32 protein-coding genes are annotated in these 24,873 nt (G+C 32.4%); 11 read left to right on the forward strand and 21 right to left on the reverse strand.

What is annotated here, in order from left to right; genetic code table 11:
• Positions 1 to 284: transposase (locus BUB47_RS07475; RefSeq protein ID WP_143270626.1), on the forward strand; the 284-nt coding region annotated here is incomplete at its 5' end.
• A gap of 96 nt (positions 285 to 380) precedes the next feature.
• Here the strand turns inward: BUB47_RS07475 and rpsR are convergent.
• From rpsR to rpsF, 3 genes are read right to left on the reverse strand one after another with little or no spacing between them, the layout of a single operon-like run.
• Complete coding sequence (gene rpsR, locus BUB47_RS07480; RefSeq protein WP_073185109.1) at positions 381 to 605, reverse strand: 30S ribosomal protein S18; 225 nt, start codon at positions 603 to 605, stop codon at positions 381 to 383.
• A gap of 13 nt (positions 606 to 618) precedes the next feature.
• A complete protein-coding gene (locus tag BUB47_RS07485; RefSeq protein WP_073185110.1) occupies positions 619 to 1,137 on the reverse strand; it encodes a single-stranded DNA-binding protein in 519 nt (172 codons plus the stop codon).
• 8 nt (positions 1,138 to 1,145) lie between these two features.
• Positions 1,146 to 1,430 (reverse strand): 30S ribosomal protein S6, encoded by a 285-nt coding sequence (gene rpsF / locus BUB47_RS07490; RefSeq protein ID WP_073185111.1) that lies wholly within the window; start codon positions 1,428 to 1,430, stop codon positions 1,146 to 1,148.
• A 214-nt stretch (positions 1,431 to 1,644) separates the two neighbouring features.
• On the opposite strand from rpsF, the gene BUB47_RS07495 reads away from it, so the two are divergent.
• The 6 genes from BUB47_RS07495 (at position 1,645) to BUB47_RS07520 (ending at position 6,652) form a co-directional block, all read left to right on the forward strand.
• Positions 1,645 to 2,121, forward strand: a complete 477-nt coding sequence (locus BUB47_RS07495) for a methylglyoxal synthase (protein WP_083529146.1) — start codon at positions 1,645 to 1,647, stop codon at positions 2,119 to 2,121.
• Positions 2,122 to 2,506: 385 nt separating this feature from the next.
• A complete protein-coding gene (locus BUB47_RS07500; protein WP_073185112.1) occupies positions 2,507 to 3,253 on the forward strand; it encodes an IclR family transcriptional regulator in 747 nt (248 codons plus the stop codon).
• 22 nt (positions 3,254 to 3,275) lie between these two features.
• Complete coding sequence (locus BUB47_RS07505; RefSeq protein ID WP_073185113.1) at positions 3,276 to 4,022, forward strand: ABC transporter ATP-binding protein; 747 nt, start codon at positions 3,276 to 3,278, stop codon at positions 4,020 to 4,022.
• Entirely contained in the window at positions 4,019 to 4,804 is a 786-nt protein-coding gene (locus tag BUB47_RS07510) for an ABC transporter permease (RefSeq protein WP_073185114.1), read from the forward strand. The genes BUB47_RS07505 and BUB47_RS07510 overlap by 4 nt, the downstream gene beginning before the upstream one ends.
• A gap of 22 nt (positions 4,805 to 4,826) precedes the next feature.
• The gene (locus tag BUB47_RS07515) at positions 4,827 to 5,621 is read left to right on the forward strand and encodes a nucleoside phosphorylase (protein ID WP_073185115.1); all 795 of its coding nucleotides are present in this window, start codon (positions 4,827 to 4,829) and stop codon (positions 5,619 to 5,621) included.
• A gap of 2 nt (positions 5,622 to 5,623) precedes the next feature.
• Positions 5,624 to 6,652 carry an ABC transporter substrate-binding protein gene (locus tag BUB47_RS07520; RefSeq protein WP_073185116.1) on the forward strand — a complete coding sequence of 343 codons (1,029 nt, stop codon included), beginning with the start codon at positions 5,624 to 5,626 and terminating at the stop codon, positions 6,650 to 6,652.
• Between the two features lie 26 nt (positions 6,653 to 6,678).
• On the opposite strand, the gene BUB47_RS10110 is transcribed toward BUB47_RS07520, so the two are convergent.
• Positions 6,679 to 6,837 (reverse strand): hypothetical protein, encoded by a 159-nt coding sequence (locus tag BUB47_RS10110; protein ID WP_234945649.1) that lies wholly within the window; start codon positions 6,835 to 6,837, stop codon positions 6,679 to 6,681.
• On the opposite strand from BUB47_RS10110, the gene BUB47_RS07525 reads away from it, so the two are divergent.
• A complete protein-coding gene (locus BUB47_RS07525) occupies positions 6,812 to 7,453 on the forward strand; it encodes an ABC transporter permease (protein WP_234945650.1) in 642 nt (213 codons plus the stop codon). The two genes, BUB47_RS10110 and BUB47_RS07525, sit on opposite strands and share 26 nt — an antisense overlap.
• Positions 7,454 to 7,476: 23 nt before the next feature.
• On the opposite strand, the gene BUB47_RS07530 is transcribed toward BUB47_RS07525, so the two are convergent.
• The 10 genes from BUB47_RS07530 to BUB47_RS07575 all read right to left on the reverse strand — a co-directional run bounded on the left by BUB47_RS07530 (position 7,477) and on the right by BUB47_RS07575 (position 14,980).
• Positions 7,477 to 7,701 (reverse strand): DUF951 domain-containing protein, encoded by a 225-nt coding sequence (locus BUB47_RS07530; RefSeq protein WP_073185118.1) that lies wholly within the window; start codon positions 7,699 to 7,701, stop codon positions 7,477 to 7,479.
• Between the two features lie 3 nt (positions 7,702 to 7,704).
• Positions 7,705 to 8,532: a mechanosensitive ion channel family protein gene (locus BUB47_RS07535; RefSeq protein ID WP_073185119.1), complete on the reverse strand. Its 828-nt coding sequence runs from the start codon at positions 8,530 to 8,532 to the stop codon at positions 7,705 to 7,707.
• Complete coding sequence (locus BUB47_RS07540; RefSeq protein ID WP_073185120.1) at positions 8,529 to 9,602, reverse strand: hypothetical protein; 1,074 nt, start codon at positions 9,600 to 9,602, stop codon at positions 8,529 to 8,531. Before BUB47_RS07540 ends, BUB47_RS07535 begins: the two co-directional genes overlap by 4 nt.
• A gap of 111 nt (positions 9,603 to 9,713) precedes the next feature.
• The gene (locus tag BUB47_RS07545; RefSeq protein ID WP_083529149.1) at positions 9,714 to 10,376 is read right to left on the reverse strand and encodes an S-layer homology domain-containing protein; all 663 of its coding nucleotides are present in this window, start codon (positions 10,374 to 10,376) and stop codon (positions 9,714 to 9,716) included.
• A 151-nt stretch (positions 10,377 to 10,527) separates the two neighbouring features.
• A complete protein-coding gene (locus BUB47_RS07550; protein WP_073185121.1) occupies positions 10,528 to 11,061 on the reverse strand; it encodes an NYN domain-containing protein in 534 nt (177 codons plus the stop codon).
• Positions 11,042 to 11,764, reverse strand: a complete 723-nt coding sequence (gene rlmB, locus BUB47_RS07555; RefSeq protein ID WP_073185122.1) for a 23S rRNA (guanosine(2251)-2'-O)-methyltransferase RlmB — start codon at positions 11,762 to 11,764, stop codon at positions 11,042 to 11,044. Before rlmB ends, BUB47_RS07550 begins: the two co-directional genes overlap by 20 nt.
• A complete protein-coding gene (gene thyX, locus BUB47_RS07560) occupies positions 11,764 to 12,528 on the reverse strand; it encodes an FAD-dependent thymidylate synthase (RefSeq protein WP_073185123.1) in 765 nt (254 codons plus the stop codon). Before thyX ends, rlmB begins: the two co-directional genes overlap by 1 nt.
• Positions 12,518 to 12,943 carry a Mini-ribonuclease 3 gene (locus BUB47_RS07565; RefSeq protein WP_073185124.1) on the reverse strand — a complete coding sequence of 142 codons (426 nt, stop codon included), beginning with the start codon at positions 12,941 to 12,943 and terminating at the stop codon, positions 12,518 to 12,520. The genes thyX and BUB47_RS07565 overlap by 11 nt, the downstream gene beginning before the upstream one ends.
• A complete protein-coding gene (gene cysS / locus BUB47_RS07570; RefSeq protein ID WP_073185125.1) occupies positions 12,928 to 14,325 on the reverse strand; it encodes a cysteine--tRNA ligase in 1,398 nt (465 codons plus the stop codon). Before cysS ends, BUB47_RS07565 begins: the two co-directional genes overlap by 16 nt.
• 142 nt (positions 14,326 to 14,467) lie before the next feature.
• The gene (locus BUB47_RS07575) at positions 14,468 to 14,980 is read right to left on the reverse strand and encodes an NUDIX hydrolase (protein ID WP_073185126.1); all 513 of its coding nucleotides are present in this window, start codon (positions 14,978 to 14,980) and stop codon (positions 14,468 to 14,470) included.
• Positions 14,981 to 15,160: 180 nt separating this feature from the next.
• Between BUB47_RS07575 and BUB47_RS07580 the strand changes: the two genes are divergently transcribed.
• Complete coding sequence (locus BUB47_RS07580; RefSeq protein WP_073185127.1) at positions 15,161 to 15,562, forward strand: helix-turn-helix domain-containing protein; 402 nt, start codon at positions 15,161 to 15,163, stop codon at positions 15,560 to 15,562.
• Positions 15,563 to 15,725: 163 nt separating this feature from the next.
• Positions 15,726 to 16,202 (forward strand): M15 family metallopeptidase, encoded by a 477-nt coding sequence (locus BUB47_RS07585; RefSeq protein ID WP_073185128.1) that lies wholly within the window; start codon positions 15,726 to 15,728, stop codon positions 16,200 to 16,202.
• Between the two features lie 87 nt (positions 16,203 to 16,289).
• Here the strand turns inward: BUB47_RS07585 and BUB47_RS07590 are convergent, their stop codons facing one another.
• The 3 genes from BUB47_RS07590 to murJ all read right to left on the reverse strand — a co-directional run bounded on the left by BUB47_RS07590 (position 16,290) and on the right by murJ (position 21,336).
• Positions 16,290 to 17,882, reverse strand: a complete 1,593-nt coding sequence (locus BUB47_RS07590; protein WP_073185129.1) for a CTP synthase — start codon at positions 17,880 to 17,882, stop codon at positions 16,290 to 16,292.
• 202 nt (positions 17,883 to 18,084) lie between these two features.
• Complete coding sequence (locus tag BUB47_RS07595; protein ID WP_073185130.1) at positions 18,085 to 19,623, reverse strand: glycoside hydrolase family 26 protein; 1,539 nt, start codon at positions 19,621 to 19,623, stop codon at positions 18,085 to 18,087.
• A gap of 129 nt (positions 19,624 to 19,752) precedes the next feature.
• Positions 19,753 to 21,336, reverse strand: a complete 1,584-nt coding sequence (gene murJ, locus BUB47_RS07600; protein ID WP_073185131.1) for a murein biosynthesis integral membrane protein MurJ — start codon at positions 21,334 to 21,336, stop codon at positions 19,753 to 19,755.
• Positions 21,337 to 21,445: 109 nt separating this feature from the next.
• On the opposite strand from murJ, the gene BUB47_RS10235 reads away from it, so the two are divergent.
• Complete coding sequence (locus BUB47_RS10235; RefSeq protein WP_407639561.1) at positions 21,446 to 21,694, forward strand: DUF4229 domain-containing protein; 249 nt, start codon at positions 21,446 to 21,448, stop codon at positions 21,692 to 21,694.
• A 32-nt stretch (positions 21,695 to 21,726) separates the two neighbouring features.
• On the opposite strand, the gene rpiB is transcribed toward BUB47_RS10235, so the two are convergent.
• The 4 genes from rpiB to alsE all read right to left on the reverse strand — a co-directional run bounded on the left by rpiB (position 21,727) and on the right by alsE (position 24,862).
• Complete coding sequence (gene rpiB, locus BUB47_RS07605) at positions 21,727 to 22,176, reverse strand: ribose 5-phosphate isomerase B (RefSeq protein WP_073185132.1); 450 nt, start codon at positions 22,174 to 22,176, stop codon at positions 21,727 to 21,729.
• Between the two features lie 99 nt (positions 22,177 to 22,275).
• Positions 22,276 to 23,259, reverse strand: a complete 984-nt coding sequence (gene alsB, locus BUB47_RS07610; protein ID WP_073185133.1) for a D-allose transporter substrate-binding protein — start codon at positions 23,257 to 23,259, stop codon at positions 22,276 to 22,278.
• 32 nt (positions 23,260 to 23,291) lie between these two features.
• Positions 23,292 to 24,188: an allose kinase gene (gene alsK, locus BUB47_RS07615; protein ID WP_073185134.1), complete on the reverse strand. Its 897-nt coding sequence runs from the start codon at positions 24,186 to 24,188 to the stop codon at positions 23,292 to 23,294.
• The gene (alsE, locus tag BUB47_RS07620) at positions 24,188 to 24,862 is read right to left on the reverse strand and encodes a D-allulose 6-phosphate 3-epimerase (protein WP_073185135.1); all 675 of its coding nucleotides are present in this window, start codon (positions 24,860 to 24,862) and stop codon (positions 24,188 to 24,190) included. Before alsE ends, alsK begins: the two co-directional genes overlap by 1 nt.
• Positions 24,863 to 24,873 lie beyond the last annotated feature (11 nt).

Consider the following 24,873-nt stretch of genomic DNA (forward strand, 5'->3'; position numbering starts at 1 on the left):
AAGAAAACTTCTATCTATTTTTAAATGCAGAAAACAAAAATATTGCTAGGAAAGAATTAGAGAAATGGATAGAAAGAGCGAAACAATCAAAAATATCTGAATTCAAAGCATGTATTAAAGCTTTAGAAAACTGGAAAGAAGAAATACTTCATTATTTTGAAAGCAGATTTACCAACGGAAGAACGGAAGGATTTAACAATAAAATCAAAGTGATTAAACGAGTATCTTATGGATATCGTAATTTCGAGACCTTTAAGAAAAGGATTTTGTGGTGTTGCAGTTAATTTAAACAAAAAATTAGAATAAAAATTGAGGTAGGAAAAAACCTACCCCAACATTTGACAATGAACCAAAAAAAGAAGCCCTTTGGCTTCTTAAAATTAATCTGCAGAATATGGAATTAACGCAATTTGACGAGCTCTTTTAATAGCTTTTGTCATTTCTCTTTGATGTTTTGCATTAAGACCGGTTACTCTTCTTGGTAAAATTTTACCTCTATCACTAATATAGTTTTTTAACAAAGCTACATCTTTATAGTCAATTTTTTTATTAGGATCCTTTTCAAATGGATCTACTTTTTTTCTAGGTCTAAATCTTCTTTGCATCTTCTACCCTCCTCTAGAATGGAATGTCTTCGTTATCTATTGGGAAAAAGCCGTCAACATCAGAAGAATCATTATCTGAAGAACTTCCGAAGTTGTTTGAAGGTTGATTAAAATCATTTGAATATGCTGAATTTACCGGTCCACCTTGATTTTGACCATAGTTACTAGGTCTTTGCATTTGTGGAGCAGCTCCCTGTTGCATATTATCTAAAAATTCCATTGTATCAACCACTATATCAGTTGTATAAACTGTATGGCCGTCTTTCTCATAGCTTCCTGTTTGAATACGTCCTTGCACACCTATTCTTCTACCTTTTTGAAGAAAGTTAGCAATTAGTTCAGCAGTCTTGTTCCAAGCTGTGCAAGATATAAAATCTGCAGTTGGTTGGTTTTTGGACTCTGCTTCCATTTTTCTTTCTTTTGACATACGTCTATCCACAGCAAGAGTAAACCTAACTACAGCTGCTCCGCTTGGAGTATATCTAAGTTCTGGATCTCTTGTAAGTCTTCCAATTAAACATACATTGTTCATTAAATCACCTACTTATCTAATCTGACAACCATGTGTCTCATAATTGAATCTGATATTTTAGAAACTCTATCAAATTCTTTAACAGCGTCTGGCTCAGCTTCAAATTCAACTAAAATATAGTATGCTTCCTTATAGTATTCAATTTCATAAGCTAATTTTCTAAGTCCCCATTCGTCAACATTTAAGATAGTTCCCTTTTCTTCAATAATACCTTTAAGTCTTTCAAAGATAGAAACCTTTTTTTCCTCTTCCGCATCTGGGTAAAACATCATTACTACTTCATATTTATTCATATCATTCACCTCCCTATGGACTACCGGCTCATCATTTAAGATGAACAAGGATTCTTATGAATCTAGATAATTATATAGCATTGATAAAAGCCTGTCAATTAGAATTTACCTCTTAATCCAATAATTCTCGGGATAATATTGTAAAAGTAATATATAATTGTACTGATGAGATTTTTTCATATTTTAGTAAATACTATACTCAAAGGAGAAAAATATGTATATTGTAAAAAAGACAGTTCACGTAAATAAAAGAAAGAACATTGCCCTAGTTGCCCACGACTTTAAAAAAGATGAACTATTAAACTGGACTTTAAAACACAAAGACATTTTAAAAAATCACAACTTAATGGGAACTGGAACTACTGCTACAATTATTTCACAACACACCGGATTGGAAGTTGAAAAATTTGCCAGCGGTCCACTTGGCGGAGACCAACAACTTGGTGCAAAAATAAGTGAAAGCTTAATTGACGTGCTCATATTTTTTTGGGATCCACTGGAAACTCAACCTCATGACCCTGATGTTAAAGCACTGCTTCGAATTTCCACTTTATATAACATTGCCATAGCAAACTGCGAAACCTCTGCCGATTACATTATAACTTCTCCTATGTTTTCAGGAGAATATGATATAGAAATTATAGACAACCTTGCCAATATTGAAAATAGAGCTGAGCAAATCAAACTTTAGAACATATTTCGTACTGTAACTCTGTCTAATGAAATAGTTAAAACAGGTGTTGTTTAATAATTAAATAATTATTTTTAATTCCAATCGAAATAAAATTATAGTCTTAACTATAAACCAGAGCTTTTAAGCACTGGTTTTATTTTTTTAACTTTACTATACTTTAAATTATAAGCTTTACATTTTTTCTATATTAAAAATGACTTATATTTTATATTTAAAAAGCAATGCAACTCAACGCATAGTCCAATATTGCTATATAAATTTGTTCTAATATTATTGACAACACTCATCTTAAATGTTATTATCCAATTAATCCCTTAAAGCGAATTTATATCCCTTATTACGGGATTTGCTTATAACTATACATAATTGAAAGGAGGTTTATATGGAACTAATAAAACGAACTCTTCGCGTTTTAGAATCTTTAAGTCATGCGGAAAACGGTTTATCTGTATCTGAAGTAGCTAAAGATATAGACATCTCATCGAGTTCTGCTCATCGCATATTAAAATGTTTAACAGAACAATCCTATGCTTATCAAGAAAAAGACACTAAACGATATTTCATTGGATATAAAGTTTTAACCCTCTGCCAAAATATAACTCAAGAAAATAGTCTTATTCAAATAAGTAAACCGTACATACGCGAACTTCGAGACGAGTTAAATAAAACTATCGCACTTTGTGTTAGAAAAAATGACACTATTATTTGCATAGACTATGCCGATGCAGGCGATGCTTCTATGTACTACGTTAGAACTGGATTTTCAATGCCAATACATTCCACGTCAGCTGGAAAAATTCTATGTAGTTACTTAGATCGAGATAAAGTATTTGATTTGTTAAAAAATACAAACTCCACTCAAAACACTCCTTTCACTATTACTAATGCTAAAGATTGGATAAAAGATCTAGATGAAATTCAAAAACAGGGATATGCAATATGTGACGAAGAACTTCAAATAGGTATTCAAGGAATTGCGGTTCCAATTTTTGATAGTCAGAAAAAAGCCGTGGCCAGCATATCTTTTACTTCGTTAAAATCTGAAAATTCTATAAATTCAAAAAATATAGATATCCTAAAACTGTATGCAGAAAAAATATCACAAATTTTAGGAAATAATATCGATTAAATAAATTTGGAGGTATGTATAAATGAATGAAGTAAGTTTTAGTGCAAAAAATATTGGAAAAATTTATCACAATTTATTAAAAGATGATACTGTAGCTCTTCAAAATATAAATTTAGATATAAAAAACGGAGAGTTTATATCTATTATTGGACCTTCCGGTTGTGGTAAATCTACGTTGTTACGCATTATTGGCGGACTTGACAGTCCCACCAGCGGAACTTTAACATATTCCGGAGAAGAAAATCCCGAATTAGGTTTTGTATTTCAAGATTCTGTATTACTTCCTTGGAAAAATGTTGAAGAAAATGCCGGCTTTCCACTTAAAATTAAAAAAATTGAAACAAAGAAAAATATGGATAACTTAGATAATCTCTTAGAGTTGGCAGGATTGGCTGATTTTAAAAAATCTTTGCCTAGAGAACTTTCAGGTGGCATGAAACAAAGAGTGTCCATTGTAAGAGCACTGTCTTATGACGCCCCTTTGCTACTGATGGACGAACCCTTTGGCGCTTTAGATGCAATAACTAGAGATCATTTAAATATTGAACTTTTAAAAATATGGGACAAAACTAAAAAAACTGTTTTGTTTGTTACTCACAGCATAGAAGAAGCTACATTTCTATCTGATAAAGTTATTGTGATGACTTCTCGCCCAGGACAAATAAAAGAAATCGTTGATATAGATCTTCCTAGACCACGTAACGAAGAAACTCGTAACAGTACTGATTTTTCTAAATACAATCAATATTTAAGGGAGATGATAGAATGAAGAAGCACTCTAAACTCCAAAAATCAATTAATTCTATTATGGAATATGTAATTTCAATTTTATTTTTTCTCATCATATGGCAAATATATGTACATATTTCTAAAATTCCCACATATGTCTTACCTAGTCCTTCCATAGTTCTTTCAGAATTATTTAATTTATTTTTAACTGGGGACATATGGTTTCATTTATTTATTACCAGCGCAGAAGTTATTTTGGGATTTGTTATTGGATCTATTTTAGGAATGATTTTAGGTTATATTATAGTTAAATTTGAAACTTTAAAACTTGCTCTAATGCCCTACTTGATTTTTGCTCAAACCGCTCCTAAAATCGCCTTAGTTCCACTATTTGTAATTTGGTTTGGAATTGGCTTTACATCAAAGGTAATACTTATTATCTCAATGGTTATATTTCCTGTAATGTCAGGTATGATAACTGGTGTGGACTCTATTCCTGAGGACTCTCGAAATCTAATGAAGATATTAAAGAGCTCCCCACTTCAATTATTTACACAGTTAGAACTTCCCTATTCACTACCATCTTTATTTTCCAGTTTTAAAATAGGTATCGTTCAAGCTGTAATAGGAGCTATTGTAGCAGAGTGGATTAGTGGAAAGCAAGGTCTTGGTTATCTTTTAACCTATGCTTCCTCTACTTATAATACTCCTATGCTAATTGCAGGAATTGTCGTAACTATAGTAGTAGGCGTCGTAACTTATGAATTAATTGGCTTCATTGAAAATAAATTAATTTATTGGCATGATTCTAAATCTTTTTAGATTTTTAGAAAGGAATATATCTATGAAAATTACATCAGCTTCATCCCCATCTTATGATGGAAAAGCTCCACACCTAATGTGTAGAAAAGAAGATATTGCAAAAATAGTTTTACTACCTGGTGATCCCGGCAGAGTAGATTTATTTAAAAGTTTATTTGATGAATTCTCAATTATATCCAGCAATAGAGAATATGTCGTTGGAACCGGAATATATAAAGGTGTTCCAATAAGCGTTTGTTCGACTGGAATAGGTGCACCTTCCACAGAAATAGCTGTAGTTGAATTAGTTGAGCTGGGAGCTGAGGTCTTAATTCGAGTTGGTGGAACAGGAGCAATTCAAGAAAATATAAATTGTGGAGATTTTATAATAAACACAGGTGCAGTAAGAAAAGGTGGCACATCTAATTTTTATGCTCCTGTAGAGTTTCCTGCAATTTCATCTTTTGAAGTGACAGAATGTCTATTAGAAACATGTAAAAAAAATAACCTAACTACTTGGAAGGGTATTTGCGCCTCTGTTGGTTCTTTTTTTGCAGGTCAAGGTCGCCCTGCTGCCGGTATAGAATTTTATAATTCAAACCTTATTGAAAACTACAGGAAACTTGGTATTTTAAATCTTGAAATGGAATCTGAAACTATAATGACATTAGGTTCTATATTTAATGTATTAACTGGAAGTATCTGTGCTGTACACTGCAATAGAATTACAGATGAGTGGGTTGTAGACTTTGAAGAAATTCAACTAGAACTCTGTAAAGTTGCTTTAGATAGCATGGTTGTACTTTATAATAGATATCTAAAAGAGGAGGAGAATTAAAAATGAAATTAAAGAAAAAAAACACACTTTTACTTAGCTTACTGGTGTTGTCTATGGTAGTTTTGGTTGGTTGCTCAAATAAGACCACTCCTGAAAATACTTCAGACAGCAAGACAAAATCAGATGAACTAACTACTGTTTCAATTCAAATTGATGGTGCAGCTGTTCCATATTATGCTCCACTATATTTAGCGCAGGAAAAAGGATACTTTGCTGAAGAGGGTTTAAATGTAGAATTCTACTATGCAGCTGCTGCAGATATTGTTAAGAACGTTGCTGCAGGAAATGTAGAATTTGGATTTCCAAATGCTGACTCAGTGATTTTAGCTAAATCACAGGAAATACCTGTAAAAGTAGTACACACTACATACCAAAACGGATTAGGTGCAACTATTTTTCCAGCAGAGTCCAATATTAAAGAACCTGCTGATTTGGCCGGCAAAAAAATAGCCGTTACCAGTTATGGAAGTCCTAACTACATTCAACTTCAAGTTCTACTTGCAAAAAATGGAATGTCTATAGATGACGTTAATGTTGAAATTATAGGAACTGGCGCAATACTTAATGCACTTACTACTGGAGAAGTTGACGCAATAGTATTTAGTATGCTAAGAACTATTGAGTTAAATGAATCTGGATTTGCTGCTGAAGAATTCCGTTCTGATGACTATTTACCTTCATTTGGAAATGTTTTAATAAGCAGTGATGACTATATTAATAAAAATCCAGAATTAGTTAAAGGCTTTAAAAAAGCTCTCAATAAGAGTATTGAATATATAATAGATGGCCACGTTGACGAAGCCGTTGACTTATCTATTGAAAAATATGCCACAACAGCATCAGATAAACGCGACATCAGTATCCAAATTATAAATGAAATTTTTGTTCCTTATCTATGGCAAAGTGACTATACTAAAGAACATGGAATTGGCGCATCAGATTTAAATCGTTGGGACAATTTAATTTCTGTTTCTAATGAATATAAAATTATTGATTCAGAATTTCCTGCTACAGATTTAATCTATGAATAAAACTTCTAAAGAGGTGGTTAAATGTTTTACCATAAGCATAAAAAAATTATATTACCCCTAATAATACTTCCCTTTATTTTCATAATCTGGGAAATGTCTGTTGTAATTTTTAATATTCCCCAATACTTACTTCCAAAACCTAGTTTTCTTGCGGAATATATGGCTAAATTATTTTCTTCAGGCACTATAGTTCCCCACATTTTAATAACATTAAAAGAAATTTTACTGGGCACACTTATAGGCGTTTTATTAGGACTAGTACTTGGATATATAATGGCTAAAATTCGCATTATTGAAAAACTAATAATGCCACTAGTAGTAATTTTACAAACAGCCCCTAAAATTTCTCTAGCCCCTCTTTTTATTTTGTGGCTTGGACTTGGTATAGAGTCAAAAATTGTATTAGTAGTATTAGTTGTAATGTTTCCTGTTATGATAAATGAAGTACTTGCAATTAGAACCATTGACAAAAATGTCTACGATCTAATGTCTGTTTTAAAATCTAATAAAATACAAGTATTCTTTTATATTGAGTTGCCCTATTCCTTCGAAATGCTCATATCAGGAATCAAACTTGCAATGACACAAGCTGTTACAGGCGCTGTAATAGGAGAGATGATTGGAGCTAAAGCAGGATTGGGTTACTTGCTCACACTCGGTAGTGAAACTTATGATATAAGTATGATTCTTTCATCTGTAATAATTTTAAGTTTTATAGGGCTGTTTTTATATGAAATATTTAATATTTTAGAAAATAAAGTTCTATATTGGAAAGCAACTGATATAAATACAACAAATTAAAAAAATCAGAAGATTAAATAATTTTAATCTTCTGATTTTTTATGGTGTACTATACTTACAAATTTGTCGCCTTCTTTAATTTTTCTAACTCGCTTTTCAAATTCCATTCTACTTAACCAGACTTGCCTTTCACAACCCAGGCACTTTAATTTAATATCCACACCTGTTCTAAGTATTTCCCACTTGTTTTCACCGCAGGGATGGCCTTTTTTTAATGTTACTATATCTCCCAATTCGTATACTAACATACACTACCTCCTAATTTTCATCTCTGGAAGCTCTATATTATTTTCTATAAATAGCTCTACAATTTTCTCTCTAAGTTCATATTCTACGTTAAACTGCTCTCCCGATTTAGTGTTAACTGACACCGTTATTTCATATCCTCTATCTGTATTATTTGTAACTCCCCAAATTCTTGGAGCGGAGAGTATTCTACTGTCTCCCTCTAAAAATACAATTTCTCTAGATAGTATATCTATAACTCTTTTGGGACTTTCAGATATATTCACGGGAATTACAACTTTTGCCCTTGCTACTCCCTTTTGTCTATTTGTAACTATTTCTATTTTCCCATTTGGAATTATGTGAACTTCTCCATTAAAGTCTCTAAGTGTGGTACTTCTTATTCCAAAGTCCTCCACATAGCCCTCATACTTTAATATCTCTACTAAATCTCCAACTCTATACTGGTCTTCAATTATTATAAAAAACCCGTTAATAACGTCCTTTATTAAGCTCTGCGCTCCAAACGAAATGGCAAGTGAGCCCACTCCAAAGGCTGCTATAATTGAAGATGTATTTAATCCCACTAAGTCCATGGAAAGTGTAAGTGCAAAGAAAAAGATTATTACCTTTGTAACTTTATTTGCCAAGTTCATTATAGTTACTATTCTAGTATAGGAATTTCTCTTTTTAGCCTCTTTAGAACTTAAATTTTTCTCTATAATAAAAGATATACACTTTGAAACAATAACTGCAAAGAGAAACACAATTCCTATTATTAATATTTTCCCAAAAATATTTAATTCTCCGCTATCTTTTTTCAGATATTGAGATATAAAACTAAAATACCTCATTTCTCCTCCTGTACACCTATTGGCTTACTATCCTCATTTAAATTTCTCTTGTCTATTATTTTATATGTGGTTACTACACCATTTCTAAGTGTTCCTATTGTAAGTCCAAAGAACTCAATTTTATCTACTGAATATCCAAACCTTGTATAGAACTGTGAATCACTTCCAAGTTCCCCACCTATATCACTGTTGCCATAGGCATAAATTGAATTTGAAACTTGAACTAAGCGATCTACATTTGCAGCAAGTATTTGCTTTGACTTCTCCTCAAGGTTAAAATTGTACTTTGAAAGTATTCCACTGTGAAGTAAATAAACATCTCTTCCCACTACTAAGACATCTGAAACATTTGGCACTTCTATGGATTTTTTTTCTCCACCTTTATATATATACATATTTTTATCTGTGACCATTAGTATTTCATGTTTAGAGGTGTAAAGATAGAGTGCTCCTTCTGATGTAAATTTTTCTGAACTCTTTTCTCCATATCCTTTCATATTTAATATACTTTGATATCCACTCGCATCTATAGTTAGTTCTGCAACTGCAAATTTAGACTTGTCATATATGTCAAAAGTCATAATATTGTTTGGAGTTTTATATATTTCTTCAATACTTCCATCGCTGTTTAAAATACTGAGTATTTCATATTCGTCATTTTTCATATGCAGTACAATATATTTATTTAAGTACTTTATATTGTATAGGTCATCATCTAACTGTACTGTATTTAACAGTTCACCTGTGTCCTTATATTCATAGATTTTTTTTAAATCTGAATCGTATAAAAAGGCATAGTTATTGTCAAAGAACACTTCCAATTCTCTGTCTTTGGAGCTTATGCTCTTTATAAAATTAACATCTTTGTCGCAAAAATATAGCTTTTGTCCATCAAATATCATAACTCCATTAGTGCTTATATGAAAATCCGTTGCATTTTCCGTCACATTGGAAACTTTGTGTTCAACAATTTCTCTGTTTTTAGCTATAGTTCCCCTATTTAAAAATACAAACAACAAAATTATAACTGTTATTGCCAATAAAATAGGTTTTATATATTTACGTACCATTTTATACCTCCACAAAAGTATTATAACATAGCTATTCTCAAAGATAAATTCTAAATAGTTCTCTAAAGTACATTAAAAAAGAGCATCTACAATTTTTTGTAGCGCCCTTTTTTAATTATAGAGATTTTGATCCCCGAACTTGATTTTGCTGTCTACTACCACTCTTTCTGCTGGAAGTCCATATCCATCCATCAATAGGTATAACATTTTGCAAACTTCTGCTCTAGAAATTCCATCATTAGGTCTCAATTGACCTGAATCACCACTTACTATCCCAAGCTTTACAAGAGCTCCTGCATAACCCTTGTTATCTGACGACAATTTTGAAGCATCGTTAAATTGTTTTAATATAGCTGTATCTGGTTTAAGCTTGTACATATACCCCAGTATTCCCATAACCTCTTGCCTAGTTATTGGATTGTTGGGATTTAATTTTCCTGTTGTGGGAGTTAGATATCCTGATTTTATAGCTTTTGAAACGTCTTTATAAAACCAATCTGATGTGGAAACATCTGCAAAAGTAACAGTGTAAGTCTTACTTAAATTAGCCATTGAGTTGACTATTTTATAAAACTCCACTCTAGAAATTTCTGCATCGGGTCTAAAACTATCAGACTCATATCCTGATACAAATCCTGCATCAGAAAGATTGTCGATATATTCAACCGCCCAGTGATTTCTAGTGTCTTGATACTTTTTTGCATATACATTTGAAGAACTAAATACAAATAAAAGAGCTAGTAGGACTAACAGCGTTTCCCTACCTTTTTTCATTGCCCTTCACCTTTTCACTGTTAACTTTTTTACTACTACCATTATATCAGCAATACAGGCAATTTTTCTTTAAGATTGTGTTACAAAATCACACTTACTTGTAATACTGGTGACATATAGAAAGGCTACTATATGACAATCTTTTGCAGTTTTAATTTATTTTTTTTCTCAATTTTTTTAACAGTTTAATATTTTCTTCATCCATAGATGAAATAGTATTTTCAGAGTTATCTTTTAAGATTTTTTGCTGTACTTCAATTTTTTTCATTGCGCTTTCCACTTCAATTTCAAACTCTCTTGCAGAAACTCTACTTCCTCCTCTTGATAGTATTATTTGCTGCTCTATATTATCTGAGGTTGCAACTCGCACTCTTCTAACTCTTCCTATTTCATTTAGCTCGTGTTCAATAAAGTGGTCTGCCGTTTCAAATTCTCTAGTAAATACTACTGTAATTCCATTGTGGTGGTATATTGCTCCCGGGGATTTTTTTACCATATATCCGTCAAAAACCAATATTATCTGCTCTTTTGTAGTGTGAGAATACTCTGATAAAATATCTATTAACTTAATTCTCTGTTCTTCTAAAGTAATATTTAAATCTTTAAAGGCATTCCAATAGTTAATAATATTGTATCCATCTACAAATAAATACTCTGTGTCTTTTTTATAGCGTAATTTTTTCATCTTGCCTTAACACTTCAAACATTAAAATTGAGGCTGCACAGGAGGCATTTAGTGAGTTAATTTTCCCAATCATTGGTATTGATATTATCTCGTCACAGTTTTTCTTTACACTGTGTCCTAAACCCTTGGATTCATTCCCTATTACCAGACACACTTTTCCCTTTAAGTCCACTTTCGTATAGTTGACACCTTCCATGTCCGCTCCGTAGATCCAGTATCCCTCTTTTTTTAACTTTTCTATTGCATTTGATAGATTGTTCTCTATTACTACGGAAATGTTTTCTATTGCCCCAGCTGAGCTCTTATATACTGCATCGTTTACATAGACAGACTTGTGCTTTGGAATTATAATTCCGTCAAATCCCGCTGCTTCCGCAGACCTTGCAATGGCGCCTAAGTTGTGAGGATCTTCTATTTTTTCAAGCATTAAAAGTCTTCCCGACGCTCCATTCATAACTTCTTCAAGAGTTTTATATTCATAACCACTTACAAGTGCCACAACACCTTGGTGATTTCCATCTTCGCTCATTTCATCAAGTTTCTTTTTATTTAATTCAGTGATTAAAATATTTTGTTCCTTTGCAAGAGCATATACTTTTTTCATTGAACCTTCAAAGTTTCCCTTTTGAACGTAGAGCTTATCTACCCTTTTATTTTTAAGTACTTCAATTACCGGATTTCTTCCGTATATATATTCCTTCATTACTCACCTAAATTTCTAAAAAATTCTCTTACTTCTGTTATCTTTCCACAAGTCATTGCACCTTCTGGACAAGGTCCATTTACACAGCCCGGTCCTCCGTCTTTAAATAAAATCGGACTTATTTTTTTGCACTCTTTTAACATTTCTGTGGCAAGTTCTCTGATTTCCCACTGAGCTCTATTACAACATCTAAGTTCAAAGAAGTGAAGTAGAGTTCTCACATTCATAGTAAATACTATCTTTGTCTCACAGGCATTTGGAAATACATATCTTGCATCTTCAATTGAATCTTTTTCAACTTTTTTTCTGGCTTTCTTTTCATCCATTCCGCCATCTATTAACTCTTTTGACCTTTGAGTTATTAAAAGTTCAGTAATTTCTTGGTAAGCTTCCTTATCTTTTTGCATTATTTCCTTATATACTTTTAATGCCTCTTCATTTTTTGCAATCTCAGGTGGAATTATATATTCAAAATTATCAAGTCTTACATACCTTTGAGACTGTTGAGAATAGCTTGCTATTCTATGTCTTACAAGTTGGTGTGTAAGAGTTCTTGAAACTCCTTCAACAGCAAATGTAAAACTTGCATGCTCTAACGGAGAAGCATGAGAAAAACTCATTAACATATTTAAAAATTTGTCTCTATTTTCAACTGTCATCTTTTCTCTTATTTCATCTACCCCAACAGCAGAATAACAAAGTTTTGCAGCCTGAGCTATAACCTCTTCCGGATTTGGTGTGTTAGCTATAATTTCAACCTTCATTTTTATACCCCTCCATCATTTCAAAAAGTTCTAAAATTCTATTTCCCCTGTTTAACAAATATAAATATCCAAATAAGCTCTCAAGTCCCGTTGCCTCTCTGTAGTCACTTACATTTGCATTTTTAGGCATTGTATTGGACTTTGCATTTCTGCCTCTCTTATAAACCATAAATTCTTCTTCAGTCAAGTTGTCTTTTAATTTTTTCATTAAATCTGACTGCCCTTTTGCCTTTACATATTCTATGGCCTCAATGTGAAGTTTCTTTGGATTTTTATTCTTATTTAATATATGCGTTCTAACTAAGAGTTCAAAAACCGCATCTCCCAAAAAAGCAAGAGCAAGAGGAGAAAGCTCTCTTATTGAGTTTTCATTATAATCCCTTGCCACTTGCAAAAACATTAAATTCTCTTCCATTTTGTTCCAGTCCTTGTGTCTTCTATTGAAATGTTCTTTGACAATAGTATATCTCTAATTTCATCAGCTCTTTTAAAGTCTTTGTTCTTTCTTGCGTCTTCTCTTTCTCTTATTAAGTCCTCTACTTCAGCGTCAATATTTTCTTCTTTTATCTCCAATATTCCAAGTACCTTTGTAAGTTTTAAAAGCGTACTATCTGCTATTTCCACTATTTTTCTATTGGAATCCTCTCCCAGTGACACGTTTATTAACTTTACTATATTAAATACAGCAGTAATTGCATCTGCAGTATTTAAGTCGTCGTCCATAGAGTCTTCAAACATTTTTACATTACCATCTATTTCATATATAAATTTTTTGTCTTCCTCTGAAAGTTCTCTATTTTCAGTACTGTCTATTAAACTGTCTAACTTGTCCTTTGCATTGTAAATTCTCTCCAGAGAGTTCTTTGTCTGCTCCATTACCTCTCTTGAAAAGTTAATTGGTGAGCGATAGTGACTGCTAATTAAGAAAAACCTAAGCACTTCAAGGTCAAATTCCTTTGAAACTTCTCTAACTGTAAAAAAGTTCCCAAGGGATTTACTCATTTTTTCATTGTCTATAGTAATCATTCCATTGTGAAGCCAGTAATTTGCAAAAGTTACTCCATTACAAGCTTCTGATTGAGCTATTTCATTTTCATGGTGAGGAAATTGTAAATCTTCTCCACCAGAGTGAATATCTATAGTAACACCTAGAAGTTCCTTTGCCATTACAGAACACTCTATGTGCCATCCTGGTCTACCTTGACCCCAAGGCGCATCCCAATAAGGTTCATTTTCTTTTCTGGCTTTCCAAAGGGCAAAGTCAGCCGGACTTCTCTTAATTGCAGATACGTCAACTCTTGCTCCGGAAATTAAATCATCTAATTTTTTGTGGGACAACTTGCCATAGTCCTTTGCAGCCTCAATATTAAAGTAGACATCTCCCTCTGAAACATAGGCAGCATCTTTATCTAAGAGTGTTTGAATAAATACAATCATCTCATCTACATAATTTGTAGCCCTTGGATTAATAGTATCGTAGTCATACAGGTGAAGACCACCTGCATCAATTTTAAACTCCTCAATATATCTGTCGGCAACTTCTTGGACAGTAGTTCCCTCATCATTTGCCTTGTTTATTAACTTATCATCAATATCTGTAAAGTTTACAACGAACTTAACTTCATATCCCTTGTATATAAAATATCTTCTCAATGTGTCAAAAACACTAAGGGGTCTGGCATTTCCAACGTGTATTAAGTTATACACTGTAGGTCCACAGTTGTACATTGTAACAAGCCCCTCTTTTATAGGTACAAATTCTTCTTTTTTTCTCGTAAGTGTATTATATAATTTCATAGTACCTCCCAAAACTCCATATATTAAAAAAAGTCTCCATTTTAGAGACGTTTACATCGGTTTTTTTATAGGCATTGACAACTATATCTCAAACCTAAATATATCTTTATTGCCCAAAACCTAAATATCATCTTCAATTATTTTATATTAAATAGGGTATTTTTTCAACAGACTTAAAGAATTTATCATAATAATCAAGATATATCATCTCACCGCTTTTAATTAACTTCTTTATTTCTTCAGAAGATACTATTTTTGCCTCTGATACCTCTTCTTTTTGAAGAACTAAATCATCTATGTTAATTTCCCTGTCAATTAAATATATATAAAAAATACTGTAGTCCTCTACAACAATTCTCTTAAGGCGAATTTTATCACTTGAAACATCTATACCCAACTCTTCTTTAACTTCTCTAATTATTCCATCTCTAGGTTCTTCCCCTGCAAGCACAGAACCTCCCGCTGAGCAATACCACATATTTGGAAACAGTTTTTTATTTGCACTTCTTCTTTGAATTAAAAATTCATTTTCTCCGCACCTAATCCAGCTTTCCACTACCAGGTGATATTCTCCCCTTAAAAGAAGCTGTCCTTTTTTAATTATCTTGTTTTTCTTTTTGCCTTTTTCATTATAAATGTCCCAAAATTCCGCCACATTAACTCACCCTTTAAATAAGTATATCAATTTAAAAAGCGAATGTAAATTATATAAGCACATATTCTAAAAACAACTTAAAATTTAACTAAACTGTTGGTTTACTAAAGTAAACTAGAAGTTTCTTGCCTTAAACTATTCCACTGTATATACTTATTTTACTACATTGGAGGTATTATTATGGAAAACAAAACACTTGGCAAAGTAATTTTGTCACTTAGAAAAGAAAAAAATATGACACAACAAGAACTTGCCGAAAAATTAAATATAACAGATAAAGCAATTTCAAAATGGGAAAGAGATTTATCTTATCCGGATATAGATTCCCTTCCAAAAATTGCAGAAATCTTTGATATTTCAATAGATGAGCTTTTAAAAGTTAAAATTACAAAACCGGAAGAAGAAAATATCTTTGAAAAAAATAGAGACTTGATAAATCTCATACTAAAAGCAGTATCACTTGCCATGGGTGTAGCCGTAGTCGTACTCTCCATACTTAAGAGTATTGACCCAAGTTCAGGACTTACTTTGCTGGCAATAGCAGTTACTTGTATTGGGATCTTACTTTTAAGGGAAAATTAATAAGTTATTTCATGAAAGTTTAATTTGTAAAATATACTAACCCTGTAACTGTAAAAAGTAAATTCTATTTACCCCTTTATTTAATTTAATGTAATTTAGTCCAAATTAAAATATGTGATACAATTTTGTTAAATTAATATTTAAATTTAGAGGAGGGGATTTTTTGAATAAAAAGAAATTGTTTTTTAGGCTGGTATTATTAATGCTGATTTTATTTTCAGTAAAGAAAGTTTTCTTCTCCTACCCTGATATAATTACAAGCTCTCCAGAAGAAGCAATTACCGACTTAGACCAACTGGGCCCTCGAACTGAAAGACTAGCTCATAAATTTTTAGAAAAGTGTGCAAATGAAGGACTGCCTGTGAGAATAATAGAAACCTACAGAACTAAAGAGCGTCAAGAGTACCTATATAGCTTGGGAAGAGATATACCCGGAGATGTAGTAACTTGGACAAAGAACAGCAAACACACCAATAGAAGAGCCTTTGATATCGTTAAAGATATTCCGGGTCAGTACTACAGTGACGAAAACTTTTTTAGAAGATGTGCAGAAATCGGCGAGAGCATAGGTCTTGAAGCCGGCTATTACTGGAAGGTTCAAGATAGCGGTCACTTTGAAAATAATGGTCTTGTAAAATAAGTATTCCCTTAAAAACAATTACGTAGAAATATTATATTTTATTTTATATTACAAAAGGCGTCTTTAAATTAGACGCCTTTTAATAATTTATTTTATAGCTGCTTTTACAAATCCATTAAAAAGTGGATGCACTTTATTTGGTCTGGACTTAAATTCAGGATGGAATTGACAAGCTAAAAAGAATTTGTGATCTTTTAATTCTATAATTTCAACTAAGTCTAAATCTTCATTTACTCCTGAAAATACAACTCCACCTTTTCTAACTTCGCCTCTAAAGCTATTGTTAAATTCATATCTGTGTCTATGTCTTTCAACTACATCTTCTTCACCATAGAGTTCTCTTGCAAGTGTATTTTCTTCAAGGTTGCACTTATAGTTTCCAAGTCTTAATGTGCCACCTACTAACTCAACTGACTTTTGATTTTCCAGTAAGTCTATTATAGGATAAGCTGTCTCTGCATCTATTTCAGTACTGTTTGCTCCCTTTAGCCCAAGTTTATTTCTTGCAATGTCAATTAGTGCTATTTGCATTCCATAACAAATCCCAAAGTAAGGTATGTTATTTTCTCTTGCATACTTACTTGTGCCAATCATTCCCTCTGTGCCTCTACTGCCAAATCCTCCCGGAACTATTATTCCGTCCATGTCTTTAAACAGTTCTTCTGCACCTTTTGTTTCAACCTCTTCAGAGCCAATCCACTTAATATTTACTTTTACTCCATTTGCATATCCCGCATCAACTAGAGCTTGTACTACAGATAAATAAGCGTCATGAAGATCTGTATACTTTCCAACTAGGGCAATATTAACTTTTCCTGTGGCCTCTTTATATTTTTCAACCATCTTACTCCAACATCCCTTTGATGGCTCTTGGTCTTTTAAATTGAGTTTATCTAAAATATATTCATCTATTCCCTGTTCATGAAATATTATTGGAACTTCATATATTAAATCCACTGTCTTGGATTCAATTATAGCTTCTTTTGGAACGTCGCAGAATAGAGAAATTTTATCTTTAATAGATTCTGTTATGTCTCCATCTGCTCTTGTTATTATTATATCTGCCTTTATACCGTAACTCATAAGTTGTTTGAATGAGTGCTGAGTCGGCTTAGTCTTTAGTTCATCTGAACCCGGAATTTTAGGAACTAGTACAGTGTGAACAAATAGTACATCTTCACTTTTTTGCTCAGAGTGAATTTGTCTAATTGCCTCTAAGAAAGGTAACCCTTCAATATCTCCTACAGTTCCCCCGATTTCAGTTATAACTATATCTGCTTCAGATTCCTTTGCAGCTTTGTACACCGCACTTTTTATTTCATCAGTTATGTGAGGAATTACTTGCACTGTTGAGCCGTTATAATCTCCTCTTCTCTCTTTTTCTATAATTTTAGAATAGACTTTTCCAGCAGTTATACTGGCTCTCTTAGTCAGTTCCTCATCTATAAATCTCTCATAGTGTCCTAAGTCAAGGTCTGTTTCAGCTCCATCTTTAGTGACAAATACTTCTCCATGTTGGTATGGACTCATAGTTCCGGGATCCACATTTATATATGGGTCAAACTTTTGCATAAAAACTGTAAGACCTCTATCCTTTAACAATCTTCCAATACTAGCAGCTGCTATTCCCTTTCCTATTCCCGATACAACACCGCCAGTAACAAAAATAAACTTGGTCATTTCTTCCTCCTATTTTCATGAACACATATTTAAAAACTCTTCTTTAAAAAACAAAAAAATTGGCAAATAATTCGCCAATATGAAAAAAATTATAATCTACCTCTAGAGGTGTTTTCTTTTATAATACATATTTTTCTATTTCTTGTCAATACTCCACCAACTTAGAATTGCAATAAAAAAGTAAAATAGCCCTAAGGCTATCTCACTTTATATATGCTCTAAATACATCTAAAACCTCTGCCGGTTCGTCTATTTTATAGACCCTTGCCGGATTTCCGCTTGCATCTAAATCCGTTCCGTTAAACCAAATTGCCACTTTAATTTTAGGGTACTTAGTATTTAATTTTTGCAGCATATCTCTAGTCCACTCTACCTTGTCTCCACCTGTTGTACTGCAGGCAAATTCTGTAATCATCATTGGTTTTTCATACATCTTTAGAGAGTCATTATAGAGTTTTGTGTAGAGTTGGTCAAAACTCTCCCAGAGTTCGTCACTATAGTAAGTTCCGGTGTTATAAAGTGTAAGTCCCAATATGTCGTAGTGATCTTCTTTAGGTCTATACATTGATTCATCATTGTATTTAAAGTTTGGAAAGTTTCTTCCATTGGGATTAAATACATAAAGTATATATGGATTTGCACCCTCTTCTTCAAATATTTTATAAATATACTCATAAAATGAAGTATAGATATCTGAATCAAGTCCTGTATTCCAAGCTGAGTAACTACACCAGTCTCCATTCATTTCATTTCCAATTCTAAATAGAGTTGGATGTTCTTCTTCTTTTATAATTTTAGCCATCTCTCTAAAGTAATCATCTCTTTCTCCATTTAAAACTGAATAAATCTGATTTTTTCCATCTACTTTATCTGTTTGAAATGTAAGCTCCAGAGATTTGTTCCAAGTTTTGCAATAGTCAATTGCCTCTCTAATCTGCTCATTGTTAAAACTAAAACTGTGATATAAAAGAGCATAGCTAAACTTGCTGTCTATTTTGTTTTCAATGTCACTCATTGTAGTATTTCTCCAAAAATCTTGGACAAAAATACCCCACTTTGTATTTCCGTTAGTTAAAAAATCATTGTAGTAAAGCTGCGCCGTCTTGGCACTTAAAGTTCTTCCGGCTTGAATATTTCCCCTGGAATCTGTAGTAATACTTTGCTTAACGGGAACTATTTCAACATTTTTCTTCTCAACGTCTGTCTTAAATGTGCCCACCATTGAAAGCACTTCCGACTTGTTAATTGCACTTTCAGATTTAATCATAAAAGTAACAGATCTATTATTTCCAAGTTCCTTTATCATAATTAAATAGTGATTTTTGTCATTGGGAACTCTACTAAGTTTTTGCCTATTAAATTGATATGCGTGAAAATCTCCAATTGCAGTTGGTTGAACTCCGTCATATAGAACTTCATATTCACTTTGGTTATCCCTTAGACCTTTTAAACTATAGTACTCATAATCAGCAAAGCTAAAATTTTTCCCGGTAGAATCTTCTATAAAAACTTTTACAGAAGTATCTGCATATGTAATTTCAGTCTTATAGTAGTTTCCATCACAAGTTACCTTTGAATTTTTGGGAATGTGAATTGAATACCCATCAACATAATTTTTTAATAAGTCCTTATTTGTATTTAAGGGTGCTACTCCAAAAGCTCCCTCTGCACTTGCAGGTTTTGTCAAAAAAAGTGCCATAAATAAAAATAGTACTATTCCTCTTAGTTTATTAACTCTCATAAAAAACTCCTTCTAAAATATACTATCTTAGAGTATACAATATTTAATAATAAAAGACAAAAGAGAAAAACATTAAACATATTATTTTTCTCTTTTAAATATAAAGAACAATTGGGTTATAAATAAAATTCACTTGATATAATTATCTCTTTTTAATTTTCTACTTATTATCTTTACAATATCTCTTACTTCCCTGACTCCCAGAAAATACAAGCACACTGAATATATTATCACCGCAACAATAATTACTATAAATAGAACGGCAAGCTTTATAATTTTTAAATGCATACCACTTACAAGTGTGGGAATAAATGTACTTTCAATTTGAAAATACACTAAACAAAACAGCCCCATTACAACTGATGCAATTGCAACTTTTATAAAGGCCTTTATATATGACTTCATTCCAAGTCTTCCTATTTTCCTTCTCAAAAATACAAAGTCCAAAAATACTGCAATAGCAGTAGATATACTTACAGATGCTGCCATTCCTCTAGTTCCAAATTTTTGCGCCACTATTAAATTTATTCCAATATTTAACAGTACATTTACCACTCCTACTATAAATGGCGTCTTAGTATCAGACAGGGAGTAGAACACTCTATTTAAAACACTGCTAAATGACAGAGATATTAATGCAAAAGAATAAAATCTGAGAGTTGATGCCGTATCTATTACGTTTTGAGTTGTAAACTTCCCATGTAAAAACGCAATTTCTACAATTGGTCTTGCAAAAATCAGCATTCCAACTGTAGCAGGAACTGTTATAAATAAGACTGCCTTAATTGAAGCACTCATAACACTTTTCCCCTGAACCATATTCTTACTTCCAAAATACCTTGACATAACAGGAAAAATTATTGCCGTTATTGCAGTTATAAAAACTCCCATTACCATCATATTTATTTTATTTGCATACCCTAAAATTGAAACTGCTCCCTCATTTATTTTAAGAGCCAATATATTATTTATTGTTGAATTTACATCACTTACAGCTGAACTTACAAGTACGGGAACTGCCAACAGTAGTGCTTCTTTTACGTATCTGTCTTTTACATCAAATATAAATTTAAGCCTGTATCCTGATTTTGCTGCACTGGGGATTAAAATTAAAAGTTGTAATAGAACTCCAACAACTGATGCAATAGTAAGTCCCACAATTCCCGCATGTGGTGATAAATATCCAAGATAGAGTATAAATGTTAAATTTAGTGGAATTGCCATAGCTCCCACTGCTCCAAATTTCCCTTCATTATGCAAATATCCTGTGAAAACTCCTGCAATTGTTGAAAATAGTATTGTGACCATTCCTATTCTCATAAGTTTAGTCATAAGTTCATAACCCTTATAATTTACGTCAAGAGTTAATACAAATGTAATTGCCGGAGCAAAAACTATTCCCAAAATTATAATTATTAACGACACTGCTGATACTATGAAAAGCATGTTGTTAGTAAAATAAAGTTTTTTGTTTTTTCCCAACTCCCTTTCAACTTTTTGAATTGTGGGAATAAATGTAGTTGCTATGGCTGCAGTTATAAGTGTTGAAATCATCGCTATAGTATTTTGACTTATATTAAAAGCATCCATTTCAAGTGTTGCCCCAAATTTATTAGCCATTAAAATCTCTCTTGTAAATCCCAAAACTTTTCCCACTAGAGAAAATAAAACTATAATTAAAGTTGACTTGGCTATTTTCTTAGTACTTTCCATAATTTACCTCTATTTTTATAGCATTTACTATTATTTTATAATTTAAACCACTATAAAATTATATCACAAACTCCTCTATAGACATTTTATAAGGAGCATTAAAAAAATTATAAATTTATATTTATTTTCCTGCTGCATTTTAATAATTGTGATAATATATTATTTAGAGGAAGTGACAAATTTGATTACTTACATTGTTAAATTGTTCTTGTCCGTTCTCATAAGTTTTATAATTAGCATGGCATTATCCTACTTTATACTTAAGAAAAACGGAAAGGACTACAAGAGAGCTTTTGTATTTTTTAGAACTGCAACTATAGTTTTTATGTCTCTCTACTTTTTTGAATTTTTCGCATAAAAATGCACCTTCAACTTAGAAGGTGCTCTTTTTTATTTAAAATATTCTTCTTCAATTGCAGATATTTTATCTACTCTCATCCCGTGACGTCCACCTTCAAATTTTTCTTCTAAGAAAGTGTCCACAATCATCTTTGCAAGGTCTTCTCCTACAACTCTTGAGCCCATTGCAATTATATTTGCATTATTGTGTCTAACTGTCATTCTGGCTGAATATGGCTCAGAGCAAACTGCAGCTCTTACTCCTCTTACTTTATTTGCAGCGAGTGAAATTCCAATTCCCGTACCACAAATTAAAACTCCCCTATCCACTTCTCCTGCTGCTACTTTTTCTCCCACAATTTTTCCATAGTCAGGATAGTCCACTCTGTCTAAACTATGTGTTCCATAGTCCACACATTCAAAGCCCTTTTCCTCTAAGTACTTTAACAAAATTTCTTTTAGTTCATAACCTGCATGGTCACTTCCAAAACCTAATTTCATAATTCCTCCTAAGTATAATATAGCAACTATTTTCATTTAAATTATATCACAATAACTTCAGTTTTCTTTAATAAAAAAGGGACTTTACAGTCCCTTTTATTATTTTTTTTCTATTAAATTTGAATCTATTGGAATCATCTTTGGTTCAACTTCTGGGTCTACTTTAATTTCGCCCTTAACTGCTTCAACCATTTCTCTAAGTGACGCTGCTCCAATTTCTGCAGGATCTTGCGCAACTGTTGCTGAAAGTTCTCCCTTATTTACAGAATCAATAGCTTCTGTATCTCCGTCTGTTCCAACTACAAATATTTCTCCAAGTTTATCTGCGTTTATAACTGCTTGAACTGCACCAAGTGCCATTGTATCATTACAGCAGTAAATTCCCTTTAAATCAGGATTTTGTTGAATTAAGTTATTTGCTGCATCAAGCGCTTTTTGTCTGTCCCAGTCAGCTGGAAGTGAACCAACTATTTCCATTCCTGCTTCTGTAAATGCCTTTGTAGCTCCATCTTTTCTGTTTTCTCCAGATGCATTTCCAGCTTTACCTTCAATAATTGCCACTTTGTCGCCTGAGTTTAATTTGGAAACTATGTAATTAGCTCCCTTTTCTCCAACTGCAACGTTATCTGTAGTAGCAAAAGCTATAACTGCTCCACCTTGTTTTTTAAGCTCATCTAAATCTAATTTTTCATCAATATCCATTACATAGATGCCCTTTTTATGTGCTTCGGCAACTCCTGTAACTAAGTTTACTGGTGAAAGTGGTGCAACTCCAATTGACTTGTAGTTCTTGTTTAATGCATTTTGTAAAATGTTAAGTTGACCTTCTGTGTCCTCTTCATTTTGTGCAGAATAAATGTCCACTTTTACTCCAAGTTTTTCTGCTTCTGCTTCAATACCGTCTTTCATCTTTACCCAGAAATCTGATGCTTGAGTTTTTAAAATTACTGCATATTCAGCGTCTGTTGCTTCAGTTCCAGGGTCAGTAGTTGCAGTATTGTTTGTGTTCTCTGATTTTCCACAGCCCACAAGTAATGCTCCAAATACTAAAACTACAGCTAATAAATTGAATCTCTTTTTCATAATTACCTCCTTAAAATTTATCTAAATTAAATTTAGAATCCATTAAATAGTGAAATTGCCCCTCCAATTACTCCATTTTCATGAGAATTTTCAGTAAATATATACTCTAAATTCTCAGCTGGATAGGGGTGTTTAGTCCTCTTTTTTATTTCCTCTATTAACATCTGCCTCGGAAAGTCTTTCATAGATATCACTCCACTTGAAAGTACTATTAAATCCGGATCTAAAACTGTAATTTCCGTAGCCAGAGGATAGCTTAAAAGTGTTATAAATTCTTTTATTTCATCAGTATTGGAGTGCCTTGTAAATATTTCTTCAAATGGAGTATCTTTAAAATGCTCTTCTCTTATATTTTCAAGAGCTTTTCCCGATGCTACAATTTCAACACAACCCACATTCCCACAAGGGCAAACTTCTTCTAAACCACGAATAGGCGTGTGGGCTAATTCTCCTGCAACTCCATTTTTCCCCCTGTAAATTTTCCCATTTATATAAACGGGATTTCCTAGACCTGTCCCAATATAAAATCCAAGAATAGTCTTTTCTTTCTTTTCATCTAAGCCGTACTTGTCAATGTCATGAATTAAAAGATAATTTACATCTCTATCAAGTGCAACTTTTAAATTTAGCTCTCCCTGTAAATAATCAGCTAAGTTAATATTTACAAGCCCCTTTAAATTAGGTGCTCTAAATACAAATTTTCTATCTTTGCTGACCATTGATGGAATCCCAATACTTATTGCTGTTATATCTGTTAATTTTTGTTCTTCTATATAATTTTTTATTAATTTAACAAGTTCAACATGTGAACCTTCTTCTCTTAAAAAATAACTGGACGTCTTATAAAAGTTTTCCACTTTTAAATTTTTATAGACAGTTCCTATTCTAAGATTAGTCCCTCCAATGTCTATTGCTATAATTTTGTCCATTACTCTGTTTCCCTTTTAAAATTTTCAATCATCTTGTCCCAAGCAACAGTTAAATCACTGTCAAGACCAAAAAGTCCACTACTTCCAACTATAAATACTTCACATCCTGCATCATTAAGTCTCTTAAATGTCTTTTCGTTACATGACCCATCTACTTCTATTAGGTATTTATATCCATTTTTTTCTTTTATATCTCTAGCTTCTTCTATTTTTTCAAGCATTTCTTCAATAAAGCTCTGCCCTGCAAATCCGGGATCAACTGTCATAATAGTAATTTTATCTAACAGGTGAATGTAGTGCTTTATATAGCTAAGTGGTGTTGCCGGATTTAACACTACTCCAACTTTAACTCCCAATGACTTTATCTTATTTATAATTCTAAAAGCTTGAGCATTAATAGTTTCAGCGTGAGGGCAAATATAATCTGCTCCTGCTTCTGCTAACATTTCTACAAAGTCCTCTGGATTTGTAACCATTAAGTGACAATCTATTGGCAACTTACAAACAGGCTTAACTGCTTTTACAAAATCCGGTGAAAGAGTAATATTTTTTACATAGTGTCCATCCATTATGTCCACATGGTAAAAATCTGCTCTTTCATTGATAATTTCAATTTGTTCTCTTATATTTAATAAGTCCATACACATAAGTGATGGTGAAAATTTTGCCTTCATAAAGACCTCCT

It is taken from the genome of Anaerosphaera aminiphila DSM 21120 (genome assembly GCF_900129925.1).
In the GTDB taxonomy this organism is placed as follows: domain Bacteria; phylum Bacillota; class Clostridia; order Tissierellales; family Peptoniphilaceae; genus Anaerosphaera; species Anaerosphaera aminiphila.

What these genes read in the sequence shown, in the direction of transcription:
- rpsR (WP_073185109.1), bottom strand. Translation starts at nt 605, where the DNA reads ATGCAAAGAAGATTTAGACCTAGAAAAAAAGTAGATCCATTTGAAAAG.
- BUB47_RS07485 (WP_073185110.1), bottom strand. Translation starts at nt 1,137, where the DNA reads ATGAACAATGTATGTTTAATTGGAAGACTTACAAGAGATCCAGAACTT.
- rpsF (WP_073185111.1), bottom strand. Translation starts at nt 1,430, where the DNA reads ATGAATAAATATGAAGTAGTAATGATGTTTTACCCAGATGCGGAAGAG.
- BUB47_RS07495 (WP_083529146.1), top strand. Translation starts at nt 1,645, where the DNA reads ATGTATATTGTAAAAAAGACAGTTCACGTAAATAAAAGAAAGAACATT.
- BUB47_RS07500 (WP_073185112.1), top strand. Translation starts at nt 2,507, where the DNA reads ATGGAACTAATAAAACGAACTCTTCGCGTTTTAGAATCTTTAAGTCAT.
- BUB47_RS07505 (WP_073185113.1), top strand. Translation starts at nt 3,276, where the DNA reads ATGAATGAAGTAAGTTTTAGTGCAAAAAATATTGGAAAAATTTATCAC.
- BUB47_RS07510 (WP_073185114.1), top strand. Translation starts at nt 4,019, where the DNA reads ATGAAGAAGCACTCTAAACTCCAAAAATCAATTAATTCTATTATGGAA.
- BUB47_RS07515 (WP_073185115.1), top strand. Translation starts at nt 4,827, where the DNA reads ATGAAAATTACATCAGCTTCATCCCCATCTTATGATGGAAAAGCTCCA.
- BUB47_RS07520 (WP_073185116.1), top strand. Translation starts at nt 5,624, where the DNA reads ATGAAATTAAAGAAAAAAAACACACTTTTACTTAGCTTACTGGTGTTG.
- BUB47_RS07525 (WP_234945650.1), top strand. Translation starts at nt 6,812, where the DNA reads ATGGCTAAATTATTTTCTTCAGGCACTATAGTTCCCCACATTTTAATA.
- BUB47_RS07530 (WP_073185118.1), bottom strand. Translation starts at nt 7,701, where the DNA reads ATGTTAGTATACGAATTGGGAGATATAGTAACATTAAAAAAAGGCCAT.
- BUB47_RS07535 (WP_073185119.1), bottom strand. Translation starts at nt 8,532, where the DNA reads ATGAGGTATTTTAGTTTTATATCTCAATATCTGAAAAAAGATAGCGGA.
- BUB47_RS07540 (WP_073185120.1), bottom strand. Translation starts at nt 9,602, where the DNA reads ATGGTACGTAAATATATAAAACCTATTTTATTGGCAATAACAGTTATA.
- BUB47_RS07545 (WP_083529149.1), bottom strand. Translation starts at nt 10,376, where the DNA reads ATGAAAAAAGGTAGGGAAACGCTGTTAGTCCTACTAGCTCTTTTATTT.
- BUB47_RS07550 (WP_073185121.1), bottom strand. Translation starts at nt 11,061, where the DNA reads ATGAAAAAATTACGCTATAAAAAAGACACAGAGTATTTATTTGTAGAT.
- rlmB (WP_073185122.1), bottom strand. Translation starts at nt 11,764, where the DNA reads ATGAAGGAATATATATACGGAAGAAATCCGGTAATTGAAGTACTTAAA.
- thyX (WP_073185123.1), bottom strand. Translation starts at nt 12,528, where the DNA reads ATGAAGGTTGAAATTATAGCTAACACACCAAATCCGGAAGAGGTTATA.
- BUB47_RS07565 (WP_073185124.1), bottom strand. Translation starts at nt 12,943, where the DNA reads ATGGAAGAGAATTTAATGTTTTTGCAAGTGGCAAGGGATTATAATGAA.
- cysS (WP_073185125.1), bottom strand. Translation starts at nt 14,325, where the DNA reads ATGAAATTATATAATACACTTACGAGAAAAAAAGAAGAATTTGTACCT.
- BUB47_RS07580 (WP_073185127.1), top strand. Translation starts at nt 15,161, where the DNA reads ATGGAAAACAAAACACTTGGCAAAGTAATTTTGTCACTTAGAAAAGAA.
- BUB47_RS07590 (WP_073185129.1), bottom strand. Translation starts at nt 17,882, where the DNA reads ATGACCAAGTTTATTTTTGTTACTGGCGGTGTTGTATCGGGAATAGGA.
- BUB47_RS07595 (WP_073185130.1), bottom strand. Translation starts at nt 19,623, where the DNA reads ATGAGAGTTAATAAACTAAGAGGAATAGTACTATTTTTATTTATGGCA.
- murJ (WP_073185131.1), bottom strand. Translation starts at nt 21,336, where the DNA reads ATGGAAAGTACTAAGAAAATAGCCAAGTCAACTTTAATTATAGTTTTA.
- rpiB (WP_073185132.1), bottom strand. Translation starts at nt 22,176, where the DNA reads ATGAAATTAGGTTTTGGAAGTGACCATGCAGGTTATGAACTAAAAGAA.
- alsB (WP_073185133.1), bottom strand. Translation starts at nt 23,259, where the DNA reads ATGAAAAAGAGATTCAATTTATTAGCTGTAGTTTTAGTATTTGGAGCA.
- alsK (WP_073185134.1), bottom strand. Translation starts at nt 24,188, where the DNA reads ATGGACAAAATTATAGCAATAGACATTGGAGGGACTAATCTTAGAATA.
- alsE (WP_073185135.1), bottom strand. Translation starts at nt 24,862, where the DNA reads ATGAAGGCAAAATTTTCACCATCACTTATGTGTATGGACTTATTAAAT.